This window comes from Methylobacterium sp. DB0501, from assembly GCF_011043735.1.
Taxonomy (GTDB): Bacteria; Pseudomonadota; Alphaproteobacteria; order Rhizobiales; family Beijerinckiaceae; genus Methylobacterium; species Methylobacterium alsaeris.
Window position 1 is genome coordinate 104,886 of the sequence record NZ_JAAKGV010000008.1, and the last position, 26,166, is coordinate 131,051.

The following is a 26,166-nucleotide window of genomic DNA, read 5'->3' on the forward strand; positions in this document are numbered from 1 at the left end:
AGTCCGGACGATATCCCGTTCCGAACTTCGTATCACCAGCCCGCGCGGTGGAGCCGGACGCTTCGCACGCTTGAGCGAAGCCGACTTCCGCGTAGCGAACGCGATGACGCAGCAATCGCCGAGCAATCGATCGGAAGTCGTTCGATTCGACGCGCCGTTCTTCACTCCCGCATAGGATCGTTCGATGTTGCACAAGTTCAAGGTCCACCAGCAGGTCCAGATGGTCCGGTCCGGATCGGCCGATGCGCTGGCGAGCGACATCGACGTGTTCGAGGTGGTGCGGCTGATGCCGGAGGACCGCACCGGCGAGGCCGCCTATCGCATCAAGTCGATCAAGGGCGAGCGCGCGGTCCGCGAGAGCGAGATCGTCGCCCTGCGCTGAGCCTCCGGGCGCGGGGCCGCCGCCCTGCCGTGACCGGGGCGCCACAGCGGCAGGACCTTCCGCCTGCCGGCCTTCGAGGGACTCGACGGCCCGCTTCCTCAAGGGAATGATGCGCGCGACCGGTCCGCCCGTCGCGGCGCCGTTCCCGATGGATGCTGCATGGTTCCGGCCGGACGCCCGCTTTCCCTGCTGTCGGCCGTCTGGCTCGCGGCCTCGGTCCTGCCGGCAACGGCGCAGGTCGAGCACGACGCGCAGCTCTGGATCAATGCCACAACTTTCGGCGGCATCGGTTCGTTCGCCTATTTCGCCGAGGTGCAGCCGCGCTTCGGCGACGGCATCTCGCGGCTCGACCAGCTCATCGTGCGGCCTGCCGTCGGCTGGAAGATCGGCGAGGCCGTCACCCTCTACCAGGGCTATGCGCGGGTGGAGAACACCCCCGCCGGGGCGCGCTCCTTCTCGGAGGACCGCAGCTTCCAGCAGCTCGGCTGGGAGATCGGCACCTTCGACCGCGTGGCGCTGTCGTCCCGCACGCGATTCGAGCAGCGCTTCCAGACCAACGGGCGCGACACGGGCTTTCGCCTGCGCCAGATGCTGCGCGCCTCCCTGCCGCTGACCGAGGCGAAGGACGGCATCGCCGCGGTCGCCTGGACCGAGGCCTTCGTGGCGCTCAACGACACCGATTGGGGCGCACGGGCCGGGTTCGACCGCGTGCGCACCTTCGTCGGGCTGTCGCTGCCGCTCGCCGGCCGATCGACGCTCGAGATCGGCTACATCAACCAGACGGTGAACGCGCCGGCTGCGCGGGTCGGGATGGATCACATCGTGTCGCTGAATTTGTCGGTGCGCCAGTAGATCGGGCGGTCCCGGCGCGAAGACTCCGCACGTCCGACATCCACCATACAGGGTCACCCCAAGGGCTCGCCGAAGGCGGGAAGCCCGGGATCCAGAACCGCAGGTGATGACAGACAAAGCGGAACGCTGACTGCTTTGCCCTGAAGCATCCGCGGTTCTCGATTCCGGGCTCCGCTGCGCGGCCCCGGAATGACGGGAGGGGATGAAGCCCATCGGCGTGCGAACGTCACCAACGAGCCGGTCTGCCATCCTACAGGTAGCTCAGCACCGGATGCTTCGCCCTGCGCTTCAACCCCACCATCCACCGGCACGCCCCGTAGAGCGGTACGCTGAGGAGGGCCGCGATCAGCCAGAGCTGCGCCGGCCCGCCGGCCTCGACCCGGCCCGAACTGCCGAGTCCGAGTCCGAGGGCGAGCATGAGGTCGTAGAGCCCGCGCAGCAGCCAGAGATGCAGCAGGTAGAAGAACAACGGCGCGCCGCCGAACACCCGCAGCCAGCCGAGGCGGGTGGCCGGCAGCGCCTCGAACAGGGCGAGGAGCCAGAGCCCGAGCCCCAGGGTGAGGAGCAGGAAGTCGGCCGAGGGCGGATACTTGGTGACGTTGAGGAACGACAGGACCGTCCCCCCGAGCGTCGCGCCGAGCTGCCACGGCGTCGGATCGCCGTAGCCGTTGAGCCCGCGTAAGGCCAGGAATCCGGCGAGCGCCGCCGCGCCGAGGGGGAGGAGCCGGCGGCGGCGCTCGCGACGATCCAGCGCGAACCACGGCCCGAGCGCGTAGCCCGCCGCCGCGACGCCGATCCAGGGCAGCACCGGATAGGAGGTGCGGGCGACGCCCCAGGGCAGGCCGAGGAAGCCGCGCTGGTGCAGGATCGACCACAGGGTGTAGCCGGCCTGGTCGGGCGCCAGCGCGATCCCGTCGAGGCAGTTGTGGCCCAGCATGATGATGAGGGCGAAAGCCGCCAGGGCGGGACGGGGCAAGAGGATCAGCCCGGCGAGGACGATCATCGCGAGGCCGATCGCCCAGATCACCTGCAGGTAGAGGACCGGCGGCAGGAGCGTGCCGGTCCAGGCGAGGTTCACCAGGGTCAGTTCGAGCAGAATCAGGAACAGCCCGCGGGTGAGAAGGAAGCGCGACGCCGCACCTCGCCCGTGCTTGCCCGCATAGAGGCAGGCCGAGAGGCCGGTGAGCAGGAGGAAGACCGGCGCGCAGAGATGCGCCGTCAGCCGCGTCGCCGCGAGGGCCTGGCCGGTGACCGCAAGGTCGATCGGGTCGCGGACCTGGGCGTGCAGGTAGAAGAACTCGCGGACGTGATCCACGAGCATCAGCAGCATGACGAAGCCGCGCAAGGCATCGATCGAGCCGATGCGGGCAGCGGGTCGGGCGGGATTCGACAGCGTCACGACGTCGTCTCCACGGCGAGCCGCGAGAGCAGCCGGCGCACGTCCGGCGGGGTCCAGACCCGGCCGCCCCGGGGCTTCGGCACGCCCCGGCGGGTCAGCGACGCGGCGATGCCCTCCGGCGTCGCGCCCGCCTCCCCGGTGATGGCGGCCAGGACCGGGGCGAGGGCCTGGCGGTAGCGCCGGGCACGGGCCGCCGCCGCGTCGCGGCCGGCATCGCCCTTGCGCCCCTCGTCCTTGCGGCGTTCGTCTTGGCCGCTTTCGTCCTGGAGGCTGTCGTCTTGGCGGACGGCACTCGGCATCAGAACCGCACCGACAGGGTGCCGGTGAACCGGCGCGGGGAACCGGGGAAGACCCGCAGGGTGCTCAGCGACGAGGCGTAATAGGTGGTGTCGAAGACGTTCTCGACGTTGAGGCCGAACCGGAAATTCTCCCAGCGGTAATAGGCGAGCGCATCGACGGCGATGTAGCCCGGAAGCCGGAAGGCGCCGCCATTGGCGTCGCCCGCCCGCTCGCCCACGGCGCGCACGCCGCCGCCGATCCCGAAGCCCTTCCAGGGGCCCTCCTGCGCCTCGTGGACGGCGAGCAGGCTGCCGCTGTGGCGCGGCACGTTGATCAGCGGCGCGCCGACCGGCAGCACGTTGTCCTTGGTGACGACGGCATCGGCGAAGACGTAGCCGGCCAGGATCTTGACCTCCGGCGAGAGCTGGCCGGCCGCCGTGAACTCGACGCCCTGGCTGCGCACCGCGCCGGCGGCGATCGAGACGGCGGTGTTGTTGGGATCCGGCGTGAGCACGTTCTGCCTCTCGACCCGGAAGGCGGCACCGGTGAGGCTCAAAGCCCCCCCGAACAGGTCGAGCCTGGTGCCGACCTCGTAGCCGAGCCCGGTCTCCGGCGCGAACGGGTTGCCTGACGACGATGCGGCGGCGTCGGGCCCGATATTGGGTCGGAAGCTGGTTCCGACATTGGCGTAGAGCGCGAGCTGCGGCAGCGGCTGATAGACGAGCCCGGCCCGCGGCGTCGCGGCGAAGTCGGTCTGGTCGGTCTGACGGCCGGTGGTCCGTTCCTTGAACGACTGCTCGAAGAAGTCGAAGCGCGTGCCGACCAGCGCCTTCCATTCGGGCGAGAGCGCGATCTGGTCCTGGGCGTAGAGCGCGGTGTTGGTCACCCGCTCGAAGCCGTTGGTCTGGAACGCGAAAGGAGGCGCCGGCCGGCCGTAGACCGGATTGTAGACGTCGAGGGGATACGGGTTCTGCTGGAAGCGGGAGCGGATCTGCTGGTAGCGGCCGTCGGTGCTCTCGCGCTCGAAGCCCAGCAGCAGGGTATGGCCGATCCCGGCGGTGTCGAAGCGCCCGACCAGCTCGGCCTGGCCGATCGCCACGTCGGCGGTGTAATTGCGGAAGTTGCGGTCGCGCAGGACCGTGCGGTTGTCGGCCGCCAGGCGCCGCACCTCCACCGCCTCGCCGACGAGCGAGTTGGAGTTGAGGTAGGTCGCGAGCCGCAGCTGCCAGTCGGCGTCGAAGCGGTGGTCGACGCGGATCTGCATCGAATCGCTCGACTGATGAATGCTCTGGCCCGGCTCGCCGAGGAAGCGCGAGATCGGCAAGGCCCCGAGCCGGTTGTTGATCGCGATGACGCCGCGGTCGAACACCGTGCGGTTACGCAGGAACTCGGTCTCGACGGTGACTTTCGTGTCCGGCGTGATCTGCCAGCTCACGACCGGTGCGACGAACAGCCGGTCGCCGTCGACGAAATCGCGAAAGCTGTTCTGGCGCCCGGCGGCGATGTTGAAGCGGTAGAGCAGCGTGCCCTCGTCGTTGAGGGCGCCGCCGGAATCGACCGTGCCGCGGAACTCCTCGAACGAGCCCCACAGCCCGCCCATCTCGACGAAGCGCTCCCGCGTCGGCTGCTTGGTGATGATGTTGACGAGGCCGCCCGGATCGCTGCGGCCGAACAGGCCGCCGCCGGGCCCCTTCAGCACCTCGATCCGCTCGACGTTCTGGGTGTCGGGCGGCGGCGGGAAGCCACGGTTGAGCGGAAAGCCGTTCTTGTAGATCTCGGAGGTGGTCACGCCGCGGATGGCGTAGCTGAAGATGGTCAGGCCGCCGAAATTGTTCTGCTGCGCCACGCCGGGCGTGTAGGTCAGCACACGGTCGACCCGGGTGGCGGCAAGATCGGTGATGACCTCGCGCGGGGCGACGGTGACGGCCTGCGGCACGTCGCGCTGGGGCGTATCGGTCTTCGTGCTGCTCACCGCACGGTCGGCCCGGAAGCCCGGGGTCGGGCCGATCAGCCCGATCGTGCCGGCGGCCGTCGTCGGGAACGTCGGGAGACCGGGCGCCGGGTTCCGGGGGCCCTCGACCACGACCTCGTCGAGGGCGATGGCCTCCTCCGCCGAGGCCGCGGGAGCGCCGAGGCCGAGGGCCAGGGCGGTCGCCGCGACGGCATTGCGGCGGAGGCCGGTGGAACGGTTGCTGCGGAGCGGCGGACGGCGATTCACGACACACACTCGAGGTTGCCGCAGGGCACGGTCCGGGCGAGCGGCAGGGCGCGCCGCGCGGATCGCGCGGCAGCCCGAGCGCTCCCCCGGGCCGCACCGCCCGCGGGATGTGACCGCGCCCGTCGGGGCGCGGGCCAAGGCAGGTCTCCTGGCTCGCGGATCGTCGCTCCCGCCTGGCCTTCCCGGTGCAGGGCACCAGTGGCCGCCGGCGGCGGGAGCTCTCCGCTCACAGTTGCGGGGGCAGCCCCGGCTTCGCTCGGTCGAGCGCACCGGATTCCCTCTTCGCCCCGGGCTCGCGCCCGGGGCACCTTGGCAGTTCCATCCATGGCAGGTTGCCCTACGGAGAGCAACAGACCGGAAACGCAATGTAATAGTGTTACCGACGCCTGTGGCCGCGGCGGCACACCGTCGGGCTACCGGCCGCGCAGGAACGCCGCCGTGGCCGGGTGCAGCCACGCGGCCGGAACGGCCGCGTCGAGGTCGCGCGGGTCGCTCGGCCGCTCGTGCGGCAGGCGCCGCGCCAGCGCCGGCTTGGCCCTGTCGATCGCCGCGACGAGGCGGGCGACCGCTGCCGGGTCGAGACCGGGCTTGCCGAGCGTAAGGCTCCACGACCCCACGGTCTCGACCGCTTCGTCCTGGCCCGGGAAGGTTTTGGCCGGGACGGTCATGCGCCGCAGGGAGGGGCTCGCCGCCAGGATCGCGTCGATCGCGGCCGCGGAAGGCCCGAGGAAGCGGGCGCCCCCCGGCGCCTCGGCGACGGCCCGGAAACCCGGCCAGCCGGTGCCGCCCCCGAACAGGGCGGCGGCCCGCCCGTCCGCCACCATCGCCGGGCCGTCGCCGGCATGGTCGAGGAGGATCGGCCGGATGTCGTGCTCGGGGTCGAGGCCCGCGCCCCGCAGGACCGTCCGGCCCATGGCAGTGAGACCGGAGGCGCGCGTGCCGAGGGCCACCGGCCGCCCGCGCAAATCGTCGATGCGGCGCACCGGGCTGTCGGCCCGGACCACGAACAGGCCCGGCGCCGCGTAGACCGGGGCGACCACGGCGATCGGCTGCTCCGCCCCCTTGCCCACCCCCTGCCCCGCCAGGGCCTCGTAGGCGTATTCGCCCTGGACGAGGCCGAGATCGACCTTGCCCTCGCGCAGGAGGATCAGGTTCTCGGTCGAGCCCTTGCTGGCGCGCAGCTCCAGGGTGATGTCCGGGCTCACCTCCCGGATCGCCGCCGCCAGCGCCTCGCCATAGGCCGGGAAACCGCCGCCCGGCGTTGCGGTGGCGAGGACGAGGTGCAGGGGTGCGGAGGTCGGCCGGTCCTGGGCCGTCGCGGCGGAGAGCGGCACGAGGAGGCCGGCGAAGGCGGCGGCGATGAGCCAGTGGTTCGGCATGAGGTCGTCCAGGCTGTCTCGGCTCTCTCGCCGCCGATCGTTGAAACCGAGGCGGAGATCGGGCGCCGCCTGTCGCAAACCGGCACCGGCGCCGTTCCGGGCGCTCACGCCAGCGGCGCGGCCCGGGACGATGATGGCGATCGCGACGCGCGCCGATCAATCCCCCCAGGGGGCCGGGCCGGGCTTGCCCACATCTCGGCACGGGCCGAACCACGGTCATCCCATCCGCCGCCTCGCCCTGAGGTCGGCAGTGGCGGGATGGCGGCCACGGTGACGGCTTTTCCCCGCTTCCCCTCACGCCGCCACGCGCGGCGCTTCCTCCGGCAGCTCGTCCGCCGGCCCGAAGAACTCGTGGCGGATCCGCTCGGCCGGTACGCCGAGACGGGCGAGGCCGTGGACGAGGCTGGCGAGGAAGGACTTGGGACCGCAGAGGTAATAGGTCGCGTCCACCGCCGGGGTGTGGGCGACGAGCCAGTCGGCGGTGATCCGGCCGACCGCGTCGTGATCGATCCCGAGCCGGTCCTCGGCCTCGGGCACCTCGTAGACGGTATGGAGGCGGATCGCCGGGCAGGCGGCGGCGAGGCTTCGCGCGTGCCCGGCCATGGCGTGGACGCGGCCGCACAGGGCACCGTGCACGTACCAGGTCGGCCGCTCCGGCGTCTCGGCCCGGATCGTCTCCAGCATGCTCATCATCGGGGTGAGGCCGACGCCGCCGCTCACCAGCACCACCGGGGCGGTCGCCGCCCGGTCGAGCACGAAATCGCCGGCGGGCGCCGCGGCCTTCAGCACGGTGCCGGGGCCCGCCTCGTCGTGCAGCCAGGACGAGACGGTCCCGGCCGGGCGGCCCGGTGCCGCCTCGCGCTTCACCGTGATGCGGTAGGCCCGGTCGTTCGGCGCGCAGGAGACCGAGTAGTTGCGCACCAGTACGCCGTGACCGGGCAGGTCGAACCGCAGCCCGAGATACTGCCCGGGTACGTGGCGCAGCACCGGCCCGCCATCGACCGGGACGAGCATGAAGGAGCGGATCGTCGCGCTCTCCGGGCGCACGCTCTCGATCCGGAACTCGCGCCAGCCGGTCCAGCCGCCGGGCCGGCCCGCATGGTCGCGGTAGAGCGCGGCCTCGCGGGCGATCAGGATGTCGGCCAGGAACCAGTAGGCCTCGCCCCAGGCGGCGCAGATCTCGGGCGTGGCGGCCTCGGCCAGCACGTCGCGGATCGCCCCGAGCAGCGCCTCGGCGACGGCGCGGTAATGCTCCGGCAGGATCGCCAGGGTGACGTGCTTCTGGGCGATGCGCTCGACCGCGCCGGCGAGGGCGTCGAGATCGTCGATGTGGCGGGCATAGGCCAGCACCGCGGCGGCCAGGGCTTTCGGCTGGGAGCCGGTCTCGCCGTGATGTGACTGGTTGAACAGGTCGCGGATCGCCGGATCGGTGAACAGGCGCTCGTACATCCGGCGGGTGATCGCGAGGCCGTGCGCCTCCAGGGCGGGGATCGTGGCCTTGACGAGGGCGGTGGTGGCGGGGCTCAGCGGGGACGGCATGGCGCGGCTCGACGGTTCGTTGCGATCAAAGGTGCATTCAATATGCATCTTTTAAAACGGCGGCCTGAAGGTGCATAGGCTTTACAGGTTATGAGGCGGGCTCGGCTCCCATGCGCCTGACGCGATACACCGACTACGCCCTGCGCACGCTGCTGTATCTCGGCGCGCAGGATCTCGGCACCGGCGAGCCGCGGCAGAGTTCGATCGGCGAGATCGCCCGGGCCTACGGGATCTCCGAGAACCACCTGACGAAGGTGGTGCATCAGCTCGGTCGGCTCGGCCTGGTACGCACGATCCGCGGCCGCGGCGGCGGCCTGCGCCTCGCGGTGGCGCCGGACAGGATCGTGGTCGGCGCGGTGGTGCGGCAGACGGAGGAAGACCTGGCCCTGGTCGCGTGCTTCGGCGACGGCGCCTGCGCCATCACCCCGGCCTGCCGCCTGCGTGTCGCCCTGGCCGAGGCGCTGGCCGCCTTCCTGGCGGTGCTCGACCGCTACACCCTGGCCGACCTGCTGGCGGGCGGGGCGGCGCCGGATCTGGCCCGGCTCCTCGGGCTGCCGGAGCCGGGGGCAGAGCGGATGGGGATGTAGGCGGCCGATCGTGGCAGCGCGGGAAACCCGCCCTCGGCGGAACTCGGGCAAGCCCGAGTCGAACATGCCGGTGGGGAACTCGGGCAAGCCCGATTCGAGCGTGCCGGTGGGGAACTCGGGCAAGCCCGAGTTCCATGGGGGACTGTTCGGGGAGGTTACCCGCCCCGATTCGGCCGCTCGGCCTGCGGCGTGTAGTCGATCGTCGTGAAGCTGCCGCCCTGGAGGGTGCGGGCGATCGGGTCGAGGGGGTTCTCCTGGGCCAGGATCTCCTCGGCCCAATCCTCTGCCGACTGGGTCGGCCGGTAGCCGATCACCGCCGCCGCCGCCTGGTTGTCCCAGTAGCTGCGCGGGTTGTTCGAGGCGCCCCACACCGCGACGTAGCCGGGGATCGGCGCCGCGATGCTGCGCAACACGAGCTGGCCGAGGTCGTCGTGGCCGAGCCAGGTCGAGAGGTGGCGGAACTCGGTCGGGCGCGGCAGGGCACTGCCGATGCGCAGGGCCACGCCCTCGATGCCGTGCCGGTCCCAGTACATCCGGCCCATCAGCTCGCCCCAGGCCTTGCTCAGGCCGTAGAACCCGTCCGGCCGGAAAGGTGCTTCGATCGCGAGCCGGTCGTCCACCGCATGCATGCCGAAGGCGTGGTTGGAGCTGGCGAACACCACCCGGCGCAGACCGTGGCGGCGCGCGCCCTCGTACACCGCCCGCAGGGCAACGAGGTTGTTCTCGATCACCTCCGGCAAGGGCTTCTCGACGCTGGTGCCGGCCATGTGGACCAGGACGTCGGTGCCTTGGAGCAGCCGGTCGACGGCCTCGGCGTCGCGCAGGTCGCCGGTCGTCACGGTCTCGGCGTCGGAGAGCGGCGTCAGCGCCGTCGGGCCCCCGCCGGAGCGCAAGGTGTGGCCGGCCGCGAGCAGCCGCGGCCGCAGCACCGCCCCGATCTGCCCGCCCGCCCCCGACAGGGCGACCCTGATTCCCGCGGCCTCGCTCATGCGTCCCTCCCCGTCCTCGTTGGCGGCGCCCGGGCGGGCGCGTCGCACCCCGTCGTCGTGATGCGTCGGCATAGGGTCAAGGACAGAATCGGGGTCAAGGCCGGAATTGGGGTCGAGGACGGAATCGGGTTCAAGGGCCGATCGGGGGTCGATGGCCGATCGCGCGACGACGCGGCTTGCCTCCCGCGGCGCGGGCGGCGAAGGTCCGCCGCCCGTCGAGACGAGCCAGGAGGACATCGCCCGTGTGGACGCCGACGATCCGGTATCCCGACCCCGCCATCGAGGTCATCGACCCGTCCTTCGCCCGCTACAGGGTGTTCAGCGCCGGGGTCGAGCGCCTCGCCACCGGCTGCCGCTGGAGCGAAGGCCCGGTCTGGTTCGGCGACGGACGCTACCTGCTGTGGAGCGACATCCCCAACAACCGCATCCTGCGCTTCGACGAGGAGACCGGCGCGGTCTCGGCCTTCCGCAAGCCGTCGAACTTCGCCAACGGCAACACCCGCGACCGGCAGGGCCGCCTCGTCACCTGCGAGCATGGCGGACGGCGGGTGACGCGCACAGACTATGACGGCAGCATCACGGTGCTGGCCGATTCCTATCAGGGCAAGCGCCTCAACTCGCCGAACGACGTGGTGGTGGCTCGCGACGGCGCGGTCTGGTTCACCGATCCGCCCTTCGGCATCCTCGGCAATTACGAGGGCGTGCGGGCCGAACCCGAGCTGCCCCAGAACGTCTACCGCCTCGATCCCGTCACCGGCGTGCTGGAGGCCGCAGCGACCGACCTCGCCGGGCCGAACGGCCTGTGCTTCTCGCCCGACGAGTCGATCCTCTACCTCGTCGAGTCGCGGGCGCAGCCGAACCGCCGCATCCTCGCCTTCGACGTCGCGGACGGGCGCCTGACGAACCGGCGTGTCCACATCGATGCCGGCCCCGGCACGCCGGACGGCTTCCGCTGCGACACCGACGGCAATCTCTGGTGCGGCTGGGGCATGGGCGACGACGCCCTCGACGGGGTGATGGTCTACAACCCGGAGGGAATCCTGATCGGCCGCATCCGCCTGCCGGAGCGCTGCGCCAACCTCTGCTTCGGCGGCCGCCACCGCAACCGGCTGTTCATGGCGGCGAGCCAGTCGCTCTACGCGGTCTATGTCGAGGCGCAGGGCGTGGCCGGGGGGTGAGGCCACGGCAGAGCGCGGCCTCATGCCGACGGCCCGGGATGCTGAGGCACCGGACCGTTGGGATTGGAGGGCGGCGCCTTACCCGCGCCGCCCCGCCGCCACCAGGCACATGAGCTCGAACAGCACCTGCGCGGCGCATTGCGCCGTGTTGCTGGTGGGATCGTATTGCGGCGCCACCTCGACGACGTCGCCGCCGACCACGTTCAGGCCGGCGAGCCCGCGCAGCAGGTCCAGCACCTCGCGGGGGGTGAGCCCGCCCATCTCCGGCGTGCCCGTGCCGGGGGCGAAGCCGGGATCGAGGCTGTCGACATCGAAGGAGACGTAGGTCGGGCCCTCGCCCGCCACCTCGCGGGCCCGGGCGATCACCGCGGGAAGCCCGAGCCGCGGCACCTCCTCGGCGTGGATCACCGTCATGCCGGAGACATAGGAGAACTCCCATAGGTACTCGGCGCCGCCGCGGATGCCGATCTGGATCGTGCGTGCGGGATCGAGCACACCGTCGAGCACCGCCTGGCGGAACGGGCCGCCATGATGGAACTTCGAGCCCTCGTAGACGCCGCCGGTGTCGCAATGGGCGTCGATGTGGATCATGCCGACCGGGCGCGACGCGCCCACCGCCCGCAGGGTCGCACGGCTGATCGAGTGGTCGCCGCCCACTGCCAGCGGCACCACGCCGGCCTTGACCACGGCGGAGAAGAATTCCTCGATGTCCTCGTGGCAGCTCTCGAGGGAGAAGCGGCTGCGGAACGGCACGTCGCCGATATCGGCCGCCGTCAGTTCCGCCGCCGGCGTCATCCGCAGCACGTGCTCGTAGGGGCCGATCCGCTCGACCGCCCGCACCGCCCGCGGGCCGAGGCGGGCACCGGCCCGGTTGGTGACCCCGAGATCCATCGGCACGCCGATCAGCGCCACGTCGAGGCCGCCGAAATCCGGCAGCGTCGCGACGTCCGGGCGGAACGGTAGGTCGAGGAAGGTCGCCGGATCGGCGAAGGGCCACTTGCGCCGGTCGCTCTCGCTGAATTGCTGCTTGGCCGCCTTCGCGAAATCCGGATCGTCGATGTCGCCGCCGGTCGCGTCGAGGTAGCGGGCCCGCAGGGCCGCGAGCTTGGCTTGATCCATGGAAGGCTCCGGAGATGGGGGCCCGCGCGGCGCATGGGCCTGTGGGCGCGGCACTCGGGGGGCTCGGCGCCAAGGCCGCGGCGCGCCCGGCGTGCCCTCGGCCCGCGCCACCCGCCGCGACAAGAGCGCAGCCCGGCCATGCTGGCAAGCCCGCTGTGTCGTGTACAGTGCGCGTTGCAAGAAACGCCGCTCTCGATCTCTGATTTTGCCGCATTCTCTGAAACGAACCGATATCCACTTCGTCGGAAAATGCTCCAGCCGACCGGGTCTTCCGCGAAGCCTGCCTCGGCGAGGCGCTGCTGGCGACCAGCGTCGGTGCCTGCGCGACGGATCTCGTTGCCCTTCTGCTCCGGCCGCGCCACGTCATGCCATTGCAGGGAACCATGACGCCTCAAGTAACATTGGCCGCCGGGGAAAAGCACGCGTGCGCCGGGCGCTGACGGGCTCGCGGGAGCCATGGACACGATCACCCTCGACCGCCCCCTCGCCGACGCCGCCTTCGAGGCCTGTCGCGCGGTCTGCAGCGGCGGTACCGACGTGGAGCGGTTGGGCGTCCCCTGCGGACCGAAGGCGTCGCTCACCGGCTGCCGCGGATGCTGATCTCAGACCGTCGCCTCGCCGGAGTGGCGCATGGGCGCAGCCCCCGCCGGGTGGCCCGCGACGGCTTCGACCATATCACCCTCCACCTCGTGCTCGACGGCAGCATGATGCTGGAGGTGCCGGATGCGGTCCGTCGGGTCGAGGCCGGCAGCGCCGCACCGTTCGACCTCACCCGGCCGCAGCGCCCCTGGACCGAGGGGACATACGGCGTGCGGCTCGGAGAGTACCGGCGCAGCCTGCGCGCCCGGGCCGAGCGGCGCGGCCCCTTGGGCGAGACGACGCCGCTCGGCTTCACGGCCTGGCACGGCGAGTTGATCTGAGCGCGGCGGCCGGCCCCCGCCGGCTGCGCCGCACCTGATCGTCATGCGATCGTTCCAGAACGCCCCGGACCAACCGGCCCGGCGGCGATTCCCGAAGGCCTCAGGCCTTGCGCGGGCGGCCGCGACTCACGCCTTGCGCGGGCGGCCGCGCTTGGCGCCGCTCGTCTCGGCCGGCGCCTTCACCACCGCGTCGGAGGTCGCGCGCTTGGCCGCCGCAGCGACGTTGCGGCCCCGGCCCAGCCCGATGCTCTTGGCGAGTTCGGAGCGCTGGGCGGCGTAGTTGGCGGCGACCATCGGGTAGTCGTGCGGCAGGCCCCACTTGCGGCGATACTCCTCGGGGGTGAGCCCGCGGGTCGACAGGTGGCGCTTCAGCGACTTGTACTGCTTCCCGTCCTCGAGGCTGATCAGGTAGTCCGGGGTCACCGTCTTCTTGATAGGCATCAGCGGCACCGGCTTCTCGGCCTCCTTGACGGCCGGCTGGCCGAGGGAGACGAACGCGCTGTGCACGGTTCCGATCAGGGCGGCCAGGTCGGCGGCGGGAACGGAGTTGTTGGCGACGTAGGCGGATACGACGTCGGCGGCGAGGGCGACGAAATCGACCTCCTGGACCAGATCTTCTTGCGACACGGATAATCATCCTAATTCACGCACCCGGTAGACGGGCATAGGCCAGATATCGGGCATCTGGCTACGGTTTCAACCCACCGTCGCGACGTCAGCCCTGAATTTCCCACAGATGCTTTTGATAATGGCGCAAGCTTCCCGTCGCGCAACGGCTTCATGCGGGCCCCGGAGATTCGCCCAAGCCTTGCGCCGCCCGGGGCTCATCGACAGCCAACTCTGAGATCAAGATCGCATCGCGGCATCACGCGCGGCGAAATGAACGCAAAGCGCTCAGGCGACGACGGATCACGGCGCCAAATTCGCTCCGCCGCCCTTCCCCCGGCCCCGGACTTGCACTAACCCCGAGGCCCGACCGGCGAGTGCCGCCATGCCCTTCAACTCCCTGCCGTTCCTGCTGCTGTTCCTGCCGGCGGCACTCGGGCTGCACGCGCTCTGCGTCGCCCGGCGGCCGCAATCGCGCGTCGTCTGGCTCGCCGGCCTGTCCTTCGTCTTCTACGGCTGGTGGGACTGGCGTTTCGTGCCGCTGCTCGCGGGCTCCGTGACGCTCAACTGGCTCGCCGGCGAGGTCTGGCGCCGCAGCGGCCGCGGGAGCGCCCTCGCGGCCGCGATCGTCCTCGATCTCGGGCTTCTCGGCCTGTTCAAGTATCTCGGCTTCTTCGCCGGGCTCGTCGACGCGGTCACGGGCGCGGAGGTGCCGCGGGTGTCGCTGGCGCTGCCGCTCGGCATCTCGTTCTTCACCTTCCAGCACGTCGCCTACCTGGTCGACCTGCGGCGCGGCCTCGCCGAGCGGATGACACTCGCCGAATACGCGGTCTACGTCGCCTTCTTCCCCCGGGTGATCGCCGGTCCCCTCGTGCGGCCGGCCGAGATCCTGGGCCAGCTGCGGGGGCCGGAGCGGCCTTGCGCCGACCGCTCCGCCCGCGGGCTGATGCTGCTGACCGTCGGCCTCGCCAAGAAGGTGTTCCTCGGCGACGGGCTCGGCAGCTTCGTCGATCCGGTCTGGGCCGCCGCGGCCGCGGGCGGGCAGCCGGATGGCGCGGCCGCGCTTCAGGCGACGATCGGCTACGCGCTCCAGCTCTATTTCGACTTCTCGGGCTATACCGACATGGCGCTCGGCCTCGCGCTCCTGTTCGGCATCGTCCTGCCGGACAACTTCCGGGCGCCGTACCGGGCGGCGTCGATCCAGGATTTCTGGCGGCGCTGGCACATCACCCTGTCGCTCTTCCTGCGCGACTACCTCTACATCCCGTTCGGCGGCAGCCGGCACGGGCTGGCGCGCCAGCTCCTGGCCCTGTTCGCCACCATGGCGCTCGGCGGGCTGTGGCACGGGGCGGGGCTGACCTTCGTCGCCTGGGGGGCGGCGCACGGAATCGCGCTCGGTCTGCACGTGCTCTGGCGCCGGGCCGGCCTCTCCCTGCCGGAGGCGGCGGGCCTCCTCGTGACGCTCGCCTTCGTCTGCCTCGCCTGGGTGCTGTTCCGGGCGCCGGATTTCGCCACCGCGCTCGCGGTCTATCGCGGCCTTCTCGGCCTCGGCACCGACGCGGCGGGCTCCTCCGCAGGATTCTGGCCCCTCGCCGCCGGCGCCGCCGCCCTGGCGATCCTCGGCCCCACCGCCCGCGAGGCGGTGGAGCGCCTGGTGCCGCGGGCCTGGGCCGCCGCGGCGACCGCCCTGGTGCTCGCGGCGATCCTGCTCCAGGTCGGCAACGACGCCAACCAGGCCTTCATCTATGCCCGCTTCTGAGGCCGCGTCCCGCCGCTACCTCGCCCTGACGGCGGCCTTCCTCGCCGTCCTCGTCGCCGGGGTGGCGGGCCGGGTGATCGGGTTCGACGCCTACTGGATCTTTCGCGACGACCCGCCCTGGCGGCAGGCGACCGGGGGCAACAGCCGCCTCCTCGACCGCCAGACCCGCCGGGCGAAGGTGCTGCAGGCCCTGACGCGCCGCTACGACCTCGCCCTGATCGGCAGTTCGACGGTCTATCATGGCCTCGATCCCGCCGACGTCACCGCCGTGGCCCCGGCCCGCGTCTTCAATGCCGGCATCTCGGCGATCATCGCCACGGAACTGCCGATGATCGCCGCGGTGGTGGCCTCGCGGGCGCCGGCCCGGGCGACGCTGGGGCTCGACTACTACATGTTCTCGCGCCCGAGCGTGCCGGTGCATCTCGACGAGGCGCTGGCGACCCCGAGCGGCCGGCTCGCCGCGCTGATGGGCAGCGTGCTCGGCCGCTACGCGCTCGCCGACAGCTGGCTTTCCGCGGTCGAGGGCGGCGACGATCCGGGCGCCTGGACCCGGGAGGGCTATCGCATCACCCCGCCCCTGCCGGCGGCCCTGACCCTCGAGAACGACGCCACGCGCCGGCGCACCACCGCGCCGTTCCGGCCCGAGACCCTGGCGGGCCTCGACCTCGCCCTCGACCGGCTCTCGGGCGTCGACCTGGCCGTCTACCTCTCGCCGGTGAGCGATGCGCAGAGGCGGGTGCTCGCCGACCTCGACCTGACCGGCGACTTCGAGCGCTGGCGCGCGGCGGTGATGCGGGCCTGCGCCGCCCGCGGGCGGCCGGTCCTCGACCTCACCGGCCTCGGGGCGCCCTACCCGTTCGACCCCGCCAGGGGCTCGACCCCCGCCTGGCTCGACAACCTGCACTACACGCCGCTGATCGGCCGCCAGGTGCTGGAACGGCTGGGGCTGCGGCGGGCCACCGCCCGGTGAGCCGGGCCCGCCTCCCTGCCCCACCGGCCAAGGCCTCCGGCCTCAAGCGCCACCGCGCCCTCCTGGGCCGCCTCGCCGCCGGCTTCACGCCGGAGGCGGTGGCGCTCGGCGATTCGCTCGTCGCCGGCTGGCACGAGACCGATCTTTCGGCCGCGACCGGCCTCGTCGCGCTCAATCTCGGCCTGCCCGGCGACCGGGTGCAGACCACCCGCTGGCGCCTCGCCGCGATGGCCGCCTTCGCGATCCGGCCCCGCCTCGCGCTCCTGATGGTCGGTACCAACAGCTTCGCGGATGGCGACGCCCCCGGGACGATCGCCGCCGGCCTCGACGCCCTCGTGACGGAACTGCGGGCTGCCTGGGCGCCGCCGGTGATTCTGCTCGCCACCGTGCCGTGGCGCGAGAGCCCGCCCGGGCGCAGCGAGGCCGACCGCCTCGCGCTCAACGCCGCCATCGCCGACCTCGCGCGGGCCCGAGCCCTGCGGCTCCTCGACGGCGACGCGGCACTCGGTCCCGATCCCACCCCTGGCCTCGACGCCGACCGGCTCCATCTGAACGCGCACGGCTACGCCGCCCTGAGTGGCGCCCTCGCGGACCTCGTGCGGGGCGGCTGAATCGTCGGCGCCTGTCATCGGATCGTCATGAGAGCATCCGACACGCAGGCCATTCCGCAAGGGACAGGAGCCCCGCCCGATGGATTTCCACCGCCGCTTCACCGTGCTGATGTGCACGCCGGCCTTCGACCCGGACGACCTGGAGGGCGCGCGGGTCAACCAGATCGTGGCTGCGGTCGAGCATCGCGGCTTCGAGGTGGTGCGGGCGCGGCGGGTCGAGGACGCGGCGATCGCGGTGCAGACCGACGCGGCGGTCGGCTGCCTGGTGGTCGACTGGGGCAAGCGCGGCCTCGACGGCAAGGCGGCGGCGCTCATCGACATGATGCGCAAGCGCGGCCTCGAGATGCCGATCGTCATCATGGTCCGGCGCAAGCGCCTGGAGGACATCCCGGTCGAGCTGCTCGACTTCATCGACGGCTACATCTTCCTCGCGGAAGAAACCCCCGAATTCATCGCCCGCGGCCTCGTCAGCCGCGTGACCCAATATGCCGAGACCCTGAAGACCCCGTTCTTCGGCGCGCTCGTCGACTACGCCGAGAAGGGCAACCAGCTCTGGACCTGCCCGGGCCACAATGGCGGCATCTTCTACAACCGTTCGCCGATCGGCCGCATCTTCGTCGAGCATCTCGGCGAGGCGATCTTTCGCGATGACCTCGACAACTCGGTCCTCGATCTCGGTGACCTGCTGACCCACGAGGGCCCGGCCCTCAAGGCGCAGAAGGAGGCGGCCCAGATCTTCGGGGCCGAAAAGACCTACTTCGTGCTCAACGGCACCTCGGCCTCGAACAAGATCGTGCTGTCATCCCTCGTCGCCGAGGACGACCTGGTGCTGTTCGACCGCAACAACCACAAGGCGGCGCATCACGGCGCGCTGTTCCTCGGCGGCGGCATCCCGATCTTCCTGGAGACCGACCGCAACGCCTACGGGCTGATCGGCCCGATCTTCCACGAGGCCCTGGACGAGGACAAGATCCGCCAGAAGATCCGCGACAACCCGCTGGTCAAGGACAAGGAGGCATGGCGCCGCGAGCGCCCGTTCCGCGTCGCCGTCATTGAGCAATGCACCTATGACGGCACGATCTACGACGCCCGCGAGATCGTCGCCAGGATCGGCCACCTTTGCGACTACATCCTGTTCGACGAGGCCTGGGCCGGCTTCATGAAGTTCCATCCCCTGTTCCAGGGCCGCTACGCCATGGGGCTGACGGGACTCGACGAGACCTCGCCCGGCATCATCGCCACGCAATCGACCCACAAGCAGCTCGCGAGCTTCTCCCAGGCGTCGCAGATCCACACCAAGGACGGCCATATCCGCGGCCAGACCCGCCGGGTGGAGCACCGGCGCCTCAACGAGAGCTTCCTCGTCCACGCCTCGACCTCGCCGTTCTACCCCCTCTTCGCCTCCCTCGACGTCGGCGCCCAGATGATGAAGGGGCGCTCCGGCATGATCCTGTGGGACGACACGATCCGGCTCGGCATCGAGTGGCGCAAGAAGGTGCGGGCGATCCGCAAGGAGTTCGAGGAGAACGAGCGCGACCCGAAGCGCCGCTGGTTCTTCGATCCCTTCGTGCCCGACCTGGCGACGACGACAGGCGGGACGGAGGTGCCGTGGGAGAGCCTGCCGACCGACGAGCTCGCCTCCAACCCCCGTCACTGGGAGCTGAAGCCCGGGGCCGGCTGGCACGGCTTCACCCACGTGGCGCCGGGCTACGCCATGACCGACCCGAACAAGCTCACGGTGCTGACCCCCGGCTTCGACCGGCGGACGGGCGAGTACACCGAGCACGGCGTGCCGGCCCCGATCGTCGCCCAGTACCTGCGCGAGAACCGCATCGTCCCGGAGAAGAACGACCTCAACTCGCTGCTCTTCCTGCTGACGCCGGGCGTCGAATCCTCGAAGGCCGGCACGCTGATCTCGGGTCTGGTCGCCTTCAAGCGCCTGCACGACGACAACGTGCAGCTCGAAGAGGCGATGCCGGAATTCGTCCGGCGCCGGCCGCAGCGCTACGGCGGCGTGCGCCTGCGCGACCTCTGCGCCGATTACCACGCCTTCCACCGCCAGGCCGGCACATCGGGCCTCCAGCGCAAGCAGTTCATGCCCGAGCACCTGCCCGAGATGGTGATGCCGCCGAAGGCCGCCGCGCAGATGCTGACCCGCAACAACGTCGACTTCGTGCCGATCGCCGAGGCCGAGGGGCGCGTCGCCACCACCCTGATGCTGGTCTATCCGCCCGGCATCGGCACGGTGCTGCCGGGCGAGCGGCTGGACGAGCGGGCAAAGCCCATGCTCGACTACTTCAAGATGTTCGAGGCCGCCGCCAACCTGTTCCCGGGCTTCGAGGCCGAGATCCAGGGCGTCTACCGCCAGGTCGAGCCCGACGGGCGCATCCGCTTCTACACCTACGTGCTGCGGGAGGGGCGCTGATGGATTCCGTGCTCACGCAGCCCGGGATCGTGATCCGCCCGTCGACGGATGCCGACGTGGCGGCGATGATCGAGATCTACGAGCACCACATCCGCCACGGCGTCGGCGATACCGGCGACTTCGAGGAAGACCGGCTCCGGCCGGACGACCTCAAGCGCCGGCGCAAGAACATGCGCTCGAAGCGCCTGCCCCATCTCGTGGCCGAGCGCCACGGAATGGTGGCCGGCTACGCCTACGCCGTGCCGTTCCGCAAGCGGCCGGCCTACCGCTACACGCTCAAGCACTCGATCTACGTTCATGCCGGCCACCTGCATGCCGGCATCGGCCGGCGCCTGCTGCCGGCCCTGATCGAGGCCTGCGCGGCGGGCGGCTACCGCCAGATGATCGGCTACATCGACGCCGAGAACGAGGCCAGCTTGCGCCTGCACGAGGCCTGCGGCTTCACCAGGGTCGGCCACCTGCCGGCCGTCGCCTACCGTTACGGACGCTGGGCCGACAGCGTGATGGTGCAGTGCCCGCTGGGCACGGGGTCGTCGGACCAGCCCTCGACCTGGCGGCAGGAGGCGGTGGAGCAGGAGGCGCGGGCGCCGCTGCCGGCGCCGTGAGCGGGTGATTGGCTCTGTCGATGGATCGACGGGACATGCCGACCTCCGCGACAGTCAGGGCTCCGCGTCGCGGACCCGGAATGTCGCGGAGACTGTGAGGGCCGTCAGAATGATCCGGGAGGCGTCGAGCCTCACGCCCCCGAGACCAGATGGGCCAGGTCGAGCACCACCCGGCCCGAGACCAGGCTCCAGCCGCAGGCGAGGATGGTCGCCAGCATCACGAACGGGATCGGCCGCCCCTCGATGCGCCGGCCGCGCACGGTGTTGCGCAGGATGATGAACGGCGCCCCGAAAGCCAGGAGCGGCAGGGAGACCAGCGCCAGAAGCCCGCCGCCCGACAGGAGGCCGAAGCTCGCGCGCCGCGCCGTCGCCCATTCGAAGGCGCTCGCCAGGAGCCCGGCGAAGGCGAGGCCGAGGACCAGCGTCTGCAGATGTTCGAGGGCGGAATGCGAGAGGTTCATGGGAGATTAAACTCCTGGGGCCGCGGCTGTCCCACCCTGCGCCAGTCGCGATTTTTGATTATGGTTAATTTTTCGTTATCCACAGATCTTTGCAGCCGGTGCCATTGCGGGACTTCCCCTCTGCGGCGTGGGCCGGCGCGGGAGCGATCCAACGCAAATCCCTGGCAAATCCGTCGCCTCCCGGCGATCTGGTAAGGAGCCGTTAACGGTCGGAGCCGAACGTTCGGGACATGCCCGTTCTCGGGCATTGCATCGAACGAATCGGAGGCGGGCGCCATGGGGCCTGCACTGAGCGCCAGCGCGGCGCAACTGGAACGGGATGTCCTGCGCTCGGTCCGGATCGGCCGGCCGCACGCCCCTCCCTATGCCGCCGGATTTCCGACCAAAAATCCGTCGGGTCTGCCGGACGTGACACCGCCCGGGCCGGCGTTCCAGCCGGCCGACCGGCGCCTGATGCTGGCGGCGGCGCTCGGGCTCGCCGGCTCGCTCGGCCTGACGGGGCTCGTCGCCACCTGGCTCGCCCGCCCGCCGGTGCCGTCGGGCCCGGTGGTGGTCAGCGCCCTCACCGCCCAGCCCCTGGTCCTGCCGGCGGCCTGGATCGTGCGGCCCGGCGCCGCCGAGGCCTCGCCCGACCGGGTCGACGCTCGCAACAGGATAGACTCCGGCAACAGGATAGACTTGGCGATTCCCTGGACCGAGCTGACCGGCACCGTCCTGCCCGGCCTGATGCGGGTAACCGCCACCCGCGCGCCCGAGACCGAGGCGCCGTTGACCCCGGTCCGGCGCTACGCCCGCTTCCTCACCGCCGAGGCGCAGCCGCTGCCCGAGGGCCTGATGCGCCGGCGCTTCCGGGCCGGCACGCCGTTCGAGGGCGAAGACCTGTATCTGGCGGAGGGCGAGGGACGACGGTTCGCGGCGCGCTGCGCCACGGGCCGCATCCCCGAGCCGGATGCCGCCTGCCAGAGCGAGGTGAGGATCGGCACGCTCTCGCTCCGCCTGCGCTTCTCGGCCGAGCGGCTGCCGGCCTGGAATGCCGGCCTCGCCGGGCTGGAGCGGCTGTTCGCACCCAGCCCGTAGACCGGCTACTCGTCGAGATCGGTATCGAGGATCGCCATCGAGAAGTTGAACGAGCGGTCGCCGTCCTCGTCGTCGACCGACAGAACCCCGAGGAATTCCTCGCCGATATAGACCTCGGCCGAGTCCGTCTTCTTGGGACGGGCGACGAGCCGGATGTTGTGGTTCGCGAAAGTGCGGCGAAGGTAGCCTTCCACCTTCGTCATCTCGGTCTTGTTCACGCTGGCCTCTTCACGCGCTTGGCGGTGCCCGGCTCCGGAGCGATCCGGCGCGGGCGCGTGCCGCTTTCAACGAGGACCCCGCGCCGCGGGCACGGGATGCGACGACGCCCCTCCCCCGCCGGGCGTGCCGCGGGGGCTCTCCAGGGGCGGCTTTGAGGCCCCCGCCTTGCCACGGCGGGGCCGGGCCGGCAAGGCGGCTTGAGCAAAGTCGGCTTCGGTAAAGTCGGCTGCGGCACAGCGGCCTCGGGGCGATGGGCCTCAGATCCCGGGGCCTCAGATCCCGTCCATCAGGTGGATGAACTGGTCCATGGCCCGGGCCGGATCGGAGCAGCCGGCCGAGCCGACCACCCGGGCCGGCACGCCCACCACCGTGGTGCAGGGCGGCACCGCCTGCAGCACCACCGAGCCGGCGGCGACCCGGGCGCGGGCCCCGACCTCGATGTTGCCGAGGATCTTGGCGCCGGCGCCGATCATCACGCCCTGGCGGATCTTCGGGTGGCGGTCGCCGCCATGCTTGCCGGTCCCGCCGAGGGTGACGTCGTGCAGCATCGAGACCTCGTCCTCGATCACCGCCGTCGAGCCGACGACGAGGCCGGTGGCGTGGTCGAGGAAGATGCCGCGGCCGATCCGCGCCGCCGGGTGGATATCGGTCTGGAACACCTCGGAGGAGCGGCTCTGGAGGTAGAGCGCGAGGTCGCGCCGGCCGCGCGTCCACAGCCAGTGGCCGAGGCGGTGCGCCTGGATGGCGTGGAAACCCTTGAAGTACAGGACCGGCTCGATCGCCCGGCCGGCGGCCGGGTCGCGGTCGATCACCGCCCCGATATCGGCCCGGAAGGCCTGGCCGATGCCGGGATCGTCGGCCACCGCCTCGCCGAAGCTCTGGGCGATCAGGTCGGCGGTGAGCGCCGGATGGCCGAGCCGCGAGGCGACCCGATGCGCCACCGCCGATTCGAGGGTGGCGTGGTTGAGGACGCTGGCGAACAGGAACGAGGCCAGGCGCGGCTCGTCGCGCATCACGGCCTCGGCCTCCTGGCGCAACCGCCGCCAGACCGGATCGACGGTCCCGGCGACCGGATCGGGGCCGGGATGGGTGGGAGCGGGGCTGGACGACAACGGCCTTCTCCTCGGCGGCGGCGGCTGGCGAACGAAACTCCACCGGCCGCGCGGATGCGCGACGGAATTCACTCTCCATAGCGTGGAGAGGCGGCCCCGGTTCATCAAGCCCCCGGGGCGCGGGGCAGGGTTCAATCGCCGTCGGGACGGAACACGTATCCCATGCCGCGCACGGTCTTGATGAAGCGCGGGTTGCCGGGATCTGGCTCGACCTTCTTGCGGATGCGGTTGATCCGCACGTCGATCGCCCGGTCGAACGCCTCCGGGTCGCGGGCATCGGCCAGGTCCAGCAGGCGCTCGCGGGTCAGCACGCGCTTGGGGTTGTCGAGGAAGGCCTTGAGCAGGGCGAATTCGGAGCGGGTCAGGATCTGCTCGGTGCCGGCCTCGTCGCGCAGGCGCAGGGTCTCGGTGTCGACGAGCATCCGGCCGAAGCGGATGCCGGCCTCCGGCGGCGCCGGCCCGGGCGCGGGGCCGCGGGCCTGCGCCGCCCGGCGCAGGACGGAGCGGATGCGGGCGACGAGCTCGCGCAGCTCGCAGGGCTTGGGCAGGTAATCGTCGGCGCCGAGCTCGAGGCCGACCACCCGGTCGATCGGGCTCGCGGTGGCGGTGAGCATGATGATGGAAATCGTCGAACGGCCCTTGAGGTCGCGCACGATCGATAAGCCATCCTCCTCCGGCATGTTGAGGTCGAGGACGATCAGGTCCGGCGTGACCTCGGCGAGCCGCCGGCGCAAGGCACCGCCGCCGTCGCACAGGCTGACCTCGAAACCGTGCATCCGCAGGTAGTCGCCCACCATGGCGCGGGCATCGGGCTCGTCGTCCACCACGACGACGTGCGGCACCGGCCCCGTCATCGTGCCGCCCACCGCGATCCGCGCCGCGCCTTCATGTCCGCCCCCCTCGTCCGCCCCCCGTGCCGGAGCGGCCCCCGCCATCGCGGCGCCGTCGACCGGACAATGCCGTGCCGGATGCTCTGCGTCCACGTGTCGTATCAAGGATGCGTCGTAGCAAGTATCGTCTCGGATGTCGCCGCAGGGCCGGGCAGCGGCGCGCGACATCCGTTCCCTCGTTCCGGCAGAGCCGCCGGCATCACGCGAGGGTATGGGCGAGCCGCTGGGCGATCCGGACCCGCGACTCGGCCGGGAGCGCGCCGGGCGCCTCGGCCTCGATCAGAGCGGCGATCTGGGCGATGCTCGGACCGCGCGAGCGCGAATCCTGCAGCAGCGCCTTCAGCGCGTCGAGATCCTGGCGCCAGGAGGGAGCGTCCTCCGGCAGAGTTGCGGCGGTCGCGCCGACTTGTACCGGGACCACGTGAAGCATGGCGTGCCTCCGTTCGCTGCAAGATTCTCGACAAGCGTCTCTGCAAGCGCGGCGCTTGTAGGCGGCTTCTGTTGCACGATCATTGCGCCACGATCTTCGCCTGCGACGATGTGCTCCCGCGCACAAGTCGCGACTGTCCGATGTCGGACGCTGCCGTCATCCTCCTGGTCGTTCCCAAGTTGCAGCTCGTCCGCCGATCGGTCGCGACGGGGGGAATCGAAGGAAGCGGGGTACTTCGTCTGTCGCGACCTTGTCCCGGCCGGCCCGCCCGGCCAGGATGGCGGCCCGACGCCTTGCGGAACGGTCCGCGGTCGCCGGGACGGCGAGGCCCCGACGGACGGTCGATGAGCGACGACGACATCCTCTTCCTGCCGGACGACGAGCCCGGCGAGGGCATGCCCGCCGCCGCCTGGCCGGTGATGGTGGTCGACGACGATCCCGCCGTGCACGAGGGCACCCGCTTCGCACTGGCCGGTTACAGCCTCGACGGGGCCGGACTCGAGCTGGTCTCGGCCTACTCGGCAGCGGAGGCCCGGACCCTGCTGGCGCGCCGGGGCGGCATGGCGGTGATCCTGCTCGACGTGGTGATGGAGACCGACGATGCGGGCCTGCGGCTCGTCGACTTCGTCCGGCGGGAATTGAAGGACGATACGGTGCGCATCATCCTGCGCACCGGCCAGCCCGGGCAGGCGCCGGAGCGGCGTGTCATCGTCGATTACGACATCAACGACTACAAGGCGAAGACCGAGCTTACCGCCGACAAGCTGTTCACCAGCCTCACCGCGGCCCTGCGTGCCTATCAGCAGCTCAAGCGCTTGGCAGAGACGCGGCGCGGGCTCGAGATCATCATCGACGCCGCGCCGATGCTGCTCGACTACAAGTCGATGCAGCGGCTGGCGGAAGGGGTGTTGACCCAGGTCGGCTCGCTCCTCAACGTCGCCTGCGAAGGCATCCTGGTGCTGCGCGACCATACCGGCCCGCAGGACGCGGTCAGCGTGCTCGCCGGCTCGGGCTGCTACCAGCACCTCGCCGGGGGGGACGGGCAGGAGCCCCTCGACGCGGACGTGCGGGGCATCGTCGCCCAGGCCTTCGCCGAGCGGCGCCACACCTTCGGCGAGCAATGGTCGACGCTCTACGTCCACACCGCCAGCGGCAGCGAGATCGTCGCCCTCCTGAAGGCGGACCGCTCGCTCTCCGAGACCGACCGCGGGCTGATCGCCCTGTTCACCTCGCGCCTGTCGGTCGCCTTCGACAACGTGATCCTCTACGAGCAATTGCAGCGGGCGAATATCGGCCTGGAGCAGCGGGTGGTGGAGCGCACCGGCGAATTGATGCGCGCCAATCGCCGGCTCGCCATGCAGCGCTCGGACCTGCGCCGCGCCAACCAGCTCAAGACCGAGATCCTCGGCACGGTCGCCCACGACCTGAAGAACCCGCTCGCCGTGATCCTCGGCCGGGCCGAGATGCTGGGCGACATGATCGAGGCGCGGCCGCAGCCGGCGGAAGCGATGCACGCCCAGATCGGCCATATCCGCGAGACCGCGCGCCGCCTCACCGGCATGATCGAGACGCTGATCGCCGATGCGATGAACGACGCCCTCGACATCGTGGTCCGGCGCGAGCCGGTCGATTTCGCGGGCCTCGCCCGGGAGGTCTCGCAGGCCAACGCGCCCTTGGCCGAGACCAAGGGCCAGAGCCTGCGCTCCGAGATCCCCGGCCAGCTGACGCTGCACGGCGACGCCGAGCGCCTGCGCGAGGCGATGGACAACCTGATCTCCAACGCCATCAAGTATTCGCCGGCCGGCGCCGAGATCGTCGTCACGGTGGAGCAGGACGGGTCCGAGACGGTCTACGCCGTGCACGACCACGGGCCGGGCCTGTCGCCGGAGGATATCGGCCGCCTGTTCGGCCGCTTCCAGCGCCTCTCGGCCAAGCCCACCGCCGGCGAGGGCTCGACGGGACTCGGGCTGTCGATCGTCAAGCGGATCGCCGAGCTGCATGGCGGACGGGCGACCGCCGAGAGCCATGCGGGCGAGGCGGGATCGACCTTCGCGATCCGGTTGCCGAACGGCACCGGGGAGTTGCGGTGACGGCATCCGCCGTGGAGTGGATCTGCCGGTGACCTCAGGGTAGGCTCGGCTGCCGACGCGGCGCCATTCC

Annotated in this window: 25 protein-coding genes and 1 riboswitch; of the genes, 12 read left to right on the forward strand and 13 right to left on the reverse strand. The window is 71.3% G+C overall.

Annotation, left to right across the window (positions count from 1 at the left end; genetic code table 11):
• Positions 1–184: 184 nt before the first annotated feature.
• Positions 185–382: a hypothetical protein gene (locus G4G93_RS13610; protein ID WP_165084945.1), complete on the forward strand. Its 198-nt coding sequence runs from the start codon at positions 185–187 to the stop codon at positions 380–382.
• A 159-nt stretch (positions 383–541) separates the two neighbouring features.
• Complete coding sequence (locus G4G93_RS13615) at positions 542–1,234, forward strand: DUF2490 domain-containing protein (RefSeq protein ID WP_165084946.1); 693 nt, start codon at positions 542–544, stop codon at positions 1,232–1,234.
• A 250-nt stretch (positions 1,235–1,484) separates the two neighbouring features.
• On the opposite strand, the gene G4G93_RS13620 is transcribed toward G4G93_RS13615, so the two are convergent.
• The 5 genes from G4G93_RS13620 to hmpA form a co-directional block, all read right to left on the reverse strand.
• The gene (locus G4G93_RS13620; RefSeq protein WP_312891977.1) at positions 1,485–2,633 is read right to left on the reverse strand and encodes a heparan-alpha-glucosaminide N-acetyltransferase domain-containing protein; all 1,149 of its coding nucleotides are present in this window, start codon (positions 2,631–2,633) and stop codon (positions 1,485–1,487) included.
• Complete coding sequence (locus G4G93_RS13625; RefSeq protein WP_206289752.1) at positions 2,630–2,932, reverse strand: hypothetical protein; 303 nt, start codon at positions 2,930–2,932, stop codon at positions 2,630–2,632. The genes G4G93_RS13620 and G4G93_RS13625 overlap by 4 nt, the downstream gene beginning before the upstream one ends.
• Positions 2,932–5,130, reverse strand: a complete 2,199-nt coding sequence (locus G4G93_RS13630) for a TonB-dependent siderophore receptor (RefSeq protein WP_395411194.1) — start codon at positions 5,128–5,130, stop codon at positions 2,932–2,934. Before G4G93_RS13630 ends, G4G93_RS13625 begins: the two co-directional genes overlap by 1 nt.
• A 120-nt stretch (positions 5,131–5,250) precedes the next feature.
• A riboswitch (cobalamin riboswitch) is annotated at positions 5,251–5,457 on the reverse strand.
• 86 nt (positions 5,458–5,543) lie between these two features.
• A complete protein-coding gene (locus tag G4G93_RS13635) occupies positions 5,544–6,509 on the reverse strand; it encodes a TAXI family TRAP transporter solute-binding subunit (protein ID WP_165084947.1) in 966 nt (321 codons plus the stop codon).
• A gap of 294 nt (positions 6,510–6,803) precedes the next feature.
• Positions 6,804–8,048 carry an NO-inducible flavohemoprotein gene (hmpA, locus tag G4G93_RS13640; RefSeq protein WP_165084948.1) on the reverse strand — a complete coding sequence of 415 codons (1,245 nt, stop codon included), beginning with the start codon at positions 8,046–8,048 and terminating at the stop codon, positions 6,804–6,806.
• A gap of 110 nt (positions 8,049–8,158) precedes the next feature.
• Here hmpA and G4G93_RS13645 point away from each other — a divergent pair, with 110 nt between their 5' ends.
• On the forward strand, positions 8,159–8,635 hold the full coding sequence (locus G4G93_RS13645) for an Rrf2 family transcriptional regulator (protein WP_165084949.1): 477 nt from the start codon (positions 8,159–8,161) through the stop codon (positions 8,633–8,635).
• 155 nt (positions 8,636–8,790) lie between these two features.
• Here the strand turns inward: G4G93_RS13645 and G4G93_RS13650 are convergent, their stop codons facing one another.
• Positions 8,791–9,624: an NAD(P)-dependent oxidoreductase gene (locus G4G93_RS13650; RefSeq protein ID WP_165084950.1), complete on the reverse strand. Its 834-nt coding sequence runs from the start codon at positions 9,622–9,624 to the stop codon at positions 8,791–8,793.
• A 242-nt stretch (positions 9,625–9,866) separates the two neighbouring features.
• On the opposite strand from G4G93_RS13650, the gene G4G93_RS13655 reads away from it, so the two are divergent.
• Positions 9,867–10,802: an SMP-30/gluconolactonase/LRE family protein gene (locus G4G93_RS13655; RefSeq protein ID WP_165084951.1), complete on the forward strand. Its 936-nt coding sequence runs from the start codon at positions 9,867–9,869 to the stop codon at positions 10,800–10,802.
• A 78-nt stretch (positions 10,803–10,880) separates the two neighbouring features.
• On the opposite strand, the gene speB is transcribed toward G4G93_RS13655, so the two are convergent.
• Positions 10,881–11,921, reverse strand: coding sequence for an agmatinase (speB, locus tag G4G93_RS13660; RefSeq protein ID WP_165084952.1), 1,041 nt, complete (start codon positions 11,919–11,921; stop codon positions 10,881–10,883).
• A 593-nt stretch (positions 11,922–12,514) separates the two neighbouring features.
• Here speB and G4G93_RS13665 point away from each other — a divergent pair.
• A complete protein-coding gene (locus tag G4G93_RS13665; RefSeq protein WP_165084953.1) occupies positions 12,515–12,841 on the forward strand; it encodes a hypothetical protein in 327 nt (108 codons plus the stop codon).
• Positions 12,842–12,967: 126 nt separating this feature from the next.
• Here the strand turns inward: G4G93_RS13665 and G4G93_RS13670 are convergent, their stop codons facing one another.
• Complete coding sequence (locus G4G93_RS13670) at positions 12,968–13,468, reverse strand: MucR family transcriptional regulator (protein WP_165084954.1); 501 nt, start codon at positions 13,466–13,468, stop codon at positions 12,968–12,970.
• A gap of 364 nt (positions 13,469–13,832) precedes the next feature.
• Here G4G93_RS13670 and G4G93_RS13675 point away from each other — a divergent pair, with 364 nt between their 5' ends.
• The 5 genes from G4G93_RS13675 to G4G93_RS13695 all read left to right on the forward strand — a co-directional run bounded on the left by G4G93_RS13675 (position 13,833) and on the right by G4G93_RS13695 (position 19,817).
• Positions 13,833–15,206: an MBOAT family protein gene (locus G4G93_RS13675; RefSeq protein ID WP_165084955.1), complete on the forward strand. Its 1,374-nt coding sequence runs from the start codon at positions 13,833–13,835 to the stop codon at positions 15,204–15,206.
• Positions 15,193–16,176, forward strand: coding sequence for a hypothetical protein (locus G4G93_RS13680; protein WP_165084956.1), 984 nt, complete (start codon positions 15,193–15,195; stop codon positions 16,174–16,176). Before G4G93_RS13675 ends, G4G93_RS13680 begins: the two co-directional genes overlap by 14 nt.
• Entirely contained in the window at positions 16,173–16,787 is a 615-nt protein-coding gene (locus G4G93_RS13685; RefSeq protein WP_165084957.1) for a GDSL-type esterase/lipase family protein, read from the forward strand. Before G4G93_RS13680 ends, G4G93_RS13685 begins: the two co-directional genes overlap by 4 nt.
• A 79-nt stretch (positions 16,788–16,866) precedes the next feature.
• The gene (locus G4G93_RS13690; protein WP_165084958.1) at positions 16,867–19,212 is read left to right on the forward strand and encodes an Orn/Lys/Arg decarboxylase N-terminal domain-containing protein; all 2,346 of its coding nucleotides are present in this window, start codon (positions 16,867–16,869) and stop codon (positions 19,210–19,212) included.
• A complete protein-coding gene (locus G4G93_RS13695) occupies positions 19,212–19,817 on the forward strand; it encodes a GNAT family N-acetyltransferase (protein WP_165084959.1) in 606 nt (201 codons plus the stop codon). The genes G4G93_RS13690 and G4G93_RS13695 overlap by 1 nt, the downstream gene beginning before the upstream one ends.
• 131 nt (positions 19,818–19,948) lie before the next feature.
• Here the strand turns inward: G4G93_RS13695 and G4G93_RS13700 are convergent, their stop codons facing one another.
• Positions 19,949–20,278 carry a DUF6949 family protein gene (locus tag G4G93_RS13700; RefSeq protein WP_165084960.1) on the reverse strand — a complete coding sequence of 110 codons (330 nt, stop codon included), beginning with the start codon at positions 20,276–20,278 and terminating at the stop codon, positions 19,949–19,951.
• Between the two features lie 276 nt (positions 20,279–20,554).
• Between G4G93_RS13700 and G4G93_RS13705 the strand changes: the two genes are divergently transcribed.
• Positions 20,555–21,355 carry a hypothetical protein gene (locus G4G93_RS13705; protein WP_165084961.1) on the forward strand — a complete coding sequence of 267 codons (801 nt, stop codon included), beginning with the start codon at positions 20,555–20,557 and terminating at the stop codon, positions 21,353–21,355.
• 5 nt (positions 21,356–21,360) lie between these two features.
• Here the strand turns inward: G4G93_RS13705 and G4G93_RS13710 are convergent, their stop codons facing one another.
• The 4 genes from G4G93_RS13710 to G4G93_RS13725 all read right to left on the reverse strand — a co-directional run bounded on the left by G4G93_RS13710 (position 21,361) and on the right by G4G93_RS13725 (position 24,006).
• Positions 21,361–21,558 (reverse strand): DUF3126 family protein, encoded by a 198-nt coding sequence (locus G4G93_RS13710; protein WP_206289771.1) that lies wholly within the window; start codon positions 21,556–21,558, stop codon positions 21,361–21,363.
• Between the two features lie 288 nt (positions 21,559–21,846).
• Positions 21,847–22,686, reverse strand: a complete 840-nt coding sequence (cysE, locus tag G4G93_RS13715; protein ID WP_165084963.1) for a serine O-acetyltransferase — start codon at positions 22,684–22,686, stop codon at positions 21,847–21,849.
• A 131-nt stretch (positions 22,687–22,817) separates the two neighbouring features.
• Positions 22,818–23,540 (reverse strand): response regulator, encoded by a 723-nt coding sequence (locus G4G93_RS13720; protein WP_165085079.1) that lies wholly within the window; start codon positions 23,538–23,540, stop codon positions 22,818–22,820.
• A gap of 235 nt (positions 23,541–23,775) precedes the next feature.
• A complete protein-coding gene (locus G4G93_RS13725) occupies positions 23,776–24,006 on the reverse strand; it encodes a hypothetical protein (protein WP_165084964.1) in 231 nt (76 codons plus the stop codon).
• A gap of 344 nt (positions 24,007–24,350) precedes the next feature.
• Between G4G93_RS13725 and G4G93_RS13730 the strand changes: the two genes are divergently transcribed.
• Entirely contained in the window at positions 24,351–26,096 is a 1,746-nt protein-coding gene (locus tag G4G93_RS13730; RefSeq protein ID WP_165084965.1) for a DUF3369 domain-containing protein, read from the forward strand.
• Positions 26,097–26,166: the final 70 nt, after the last annotated feature.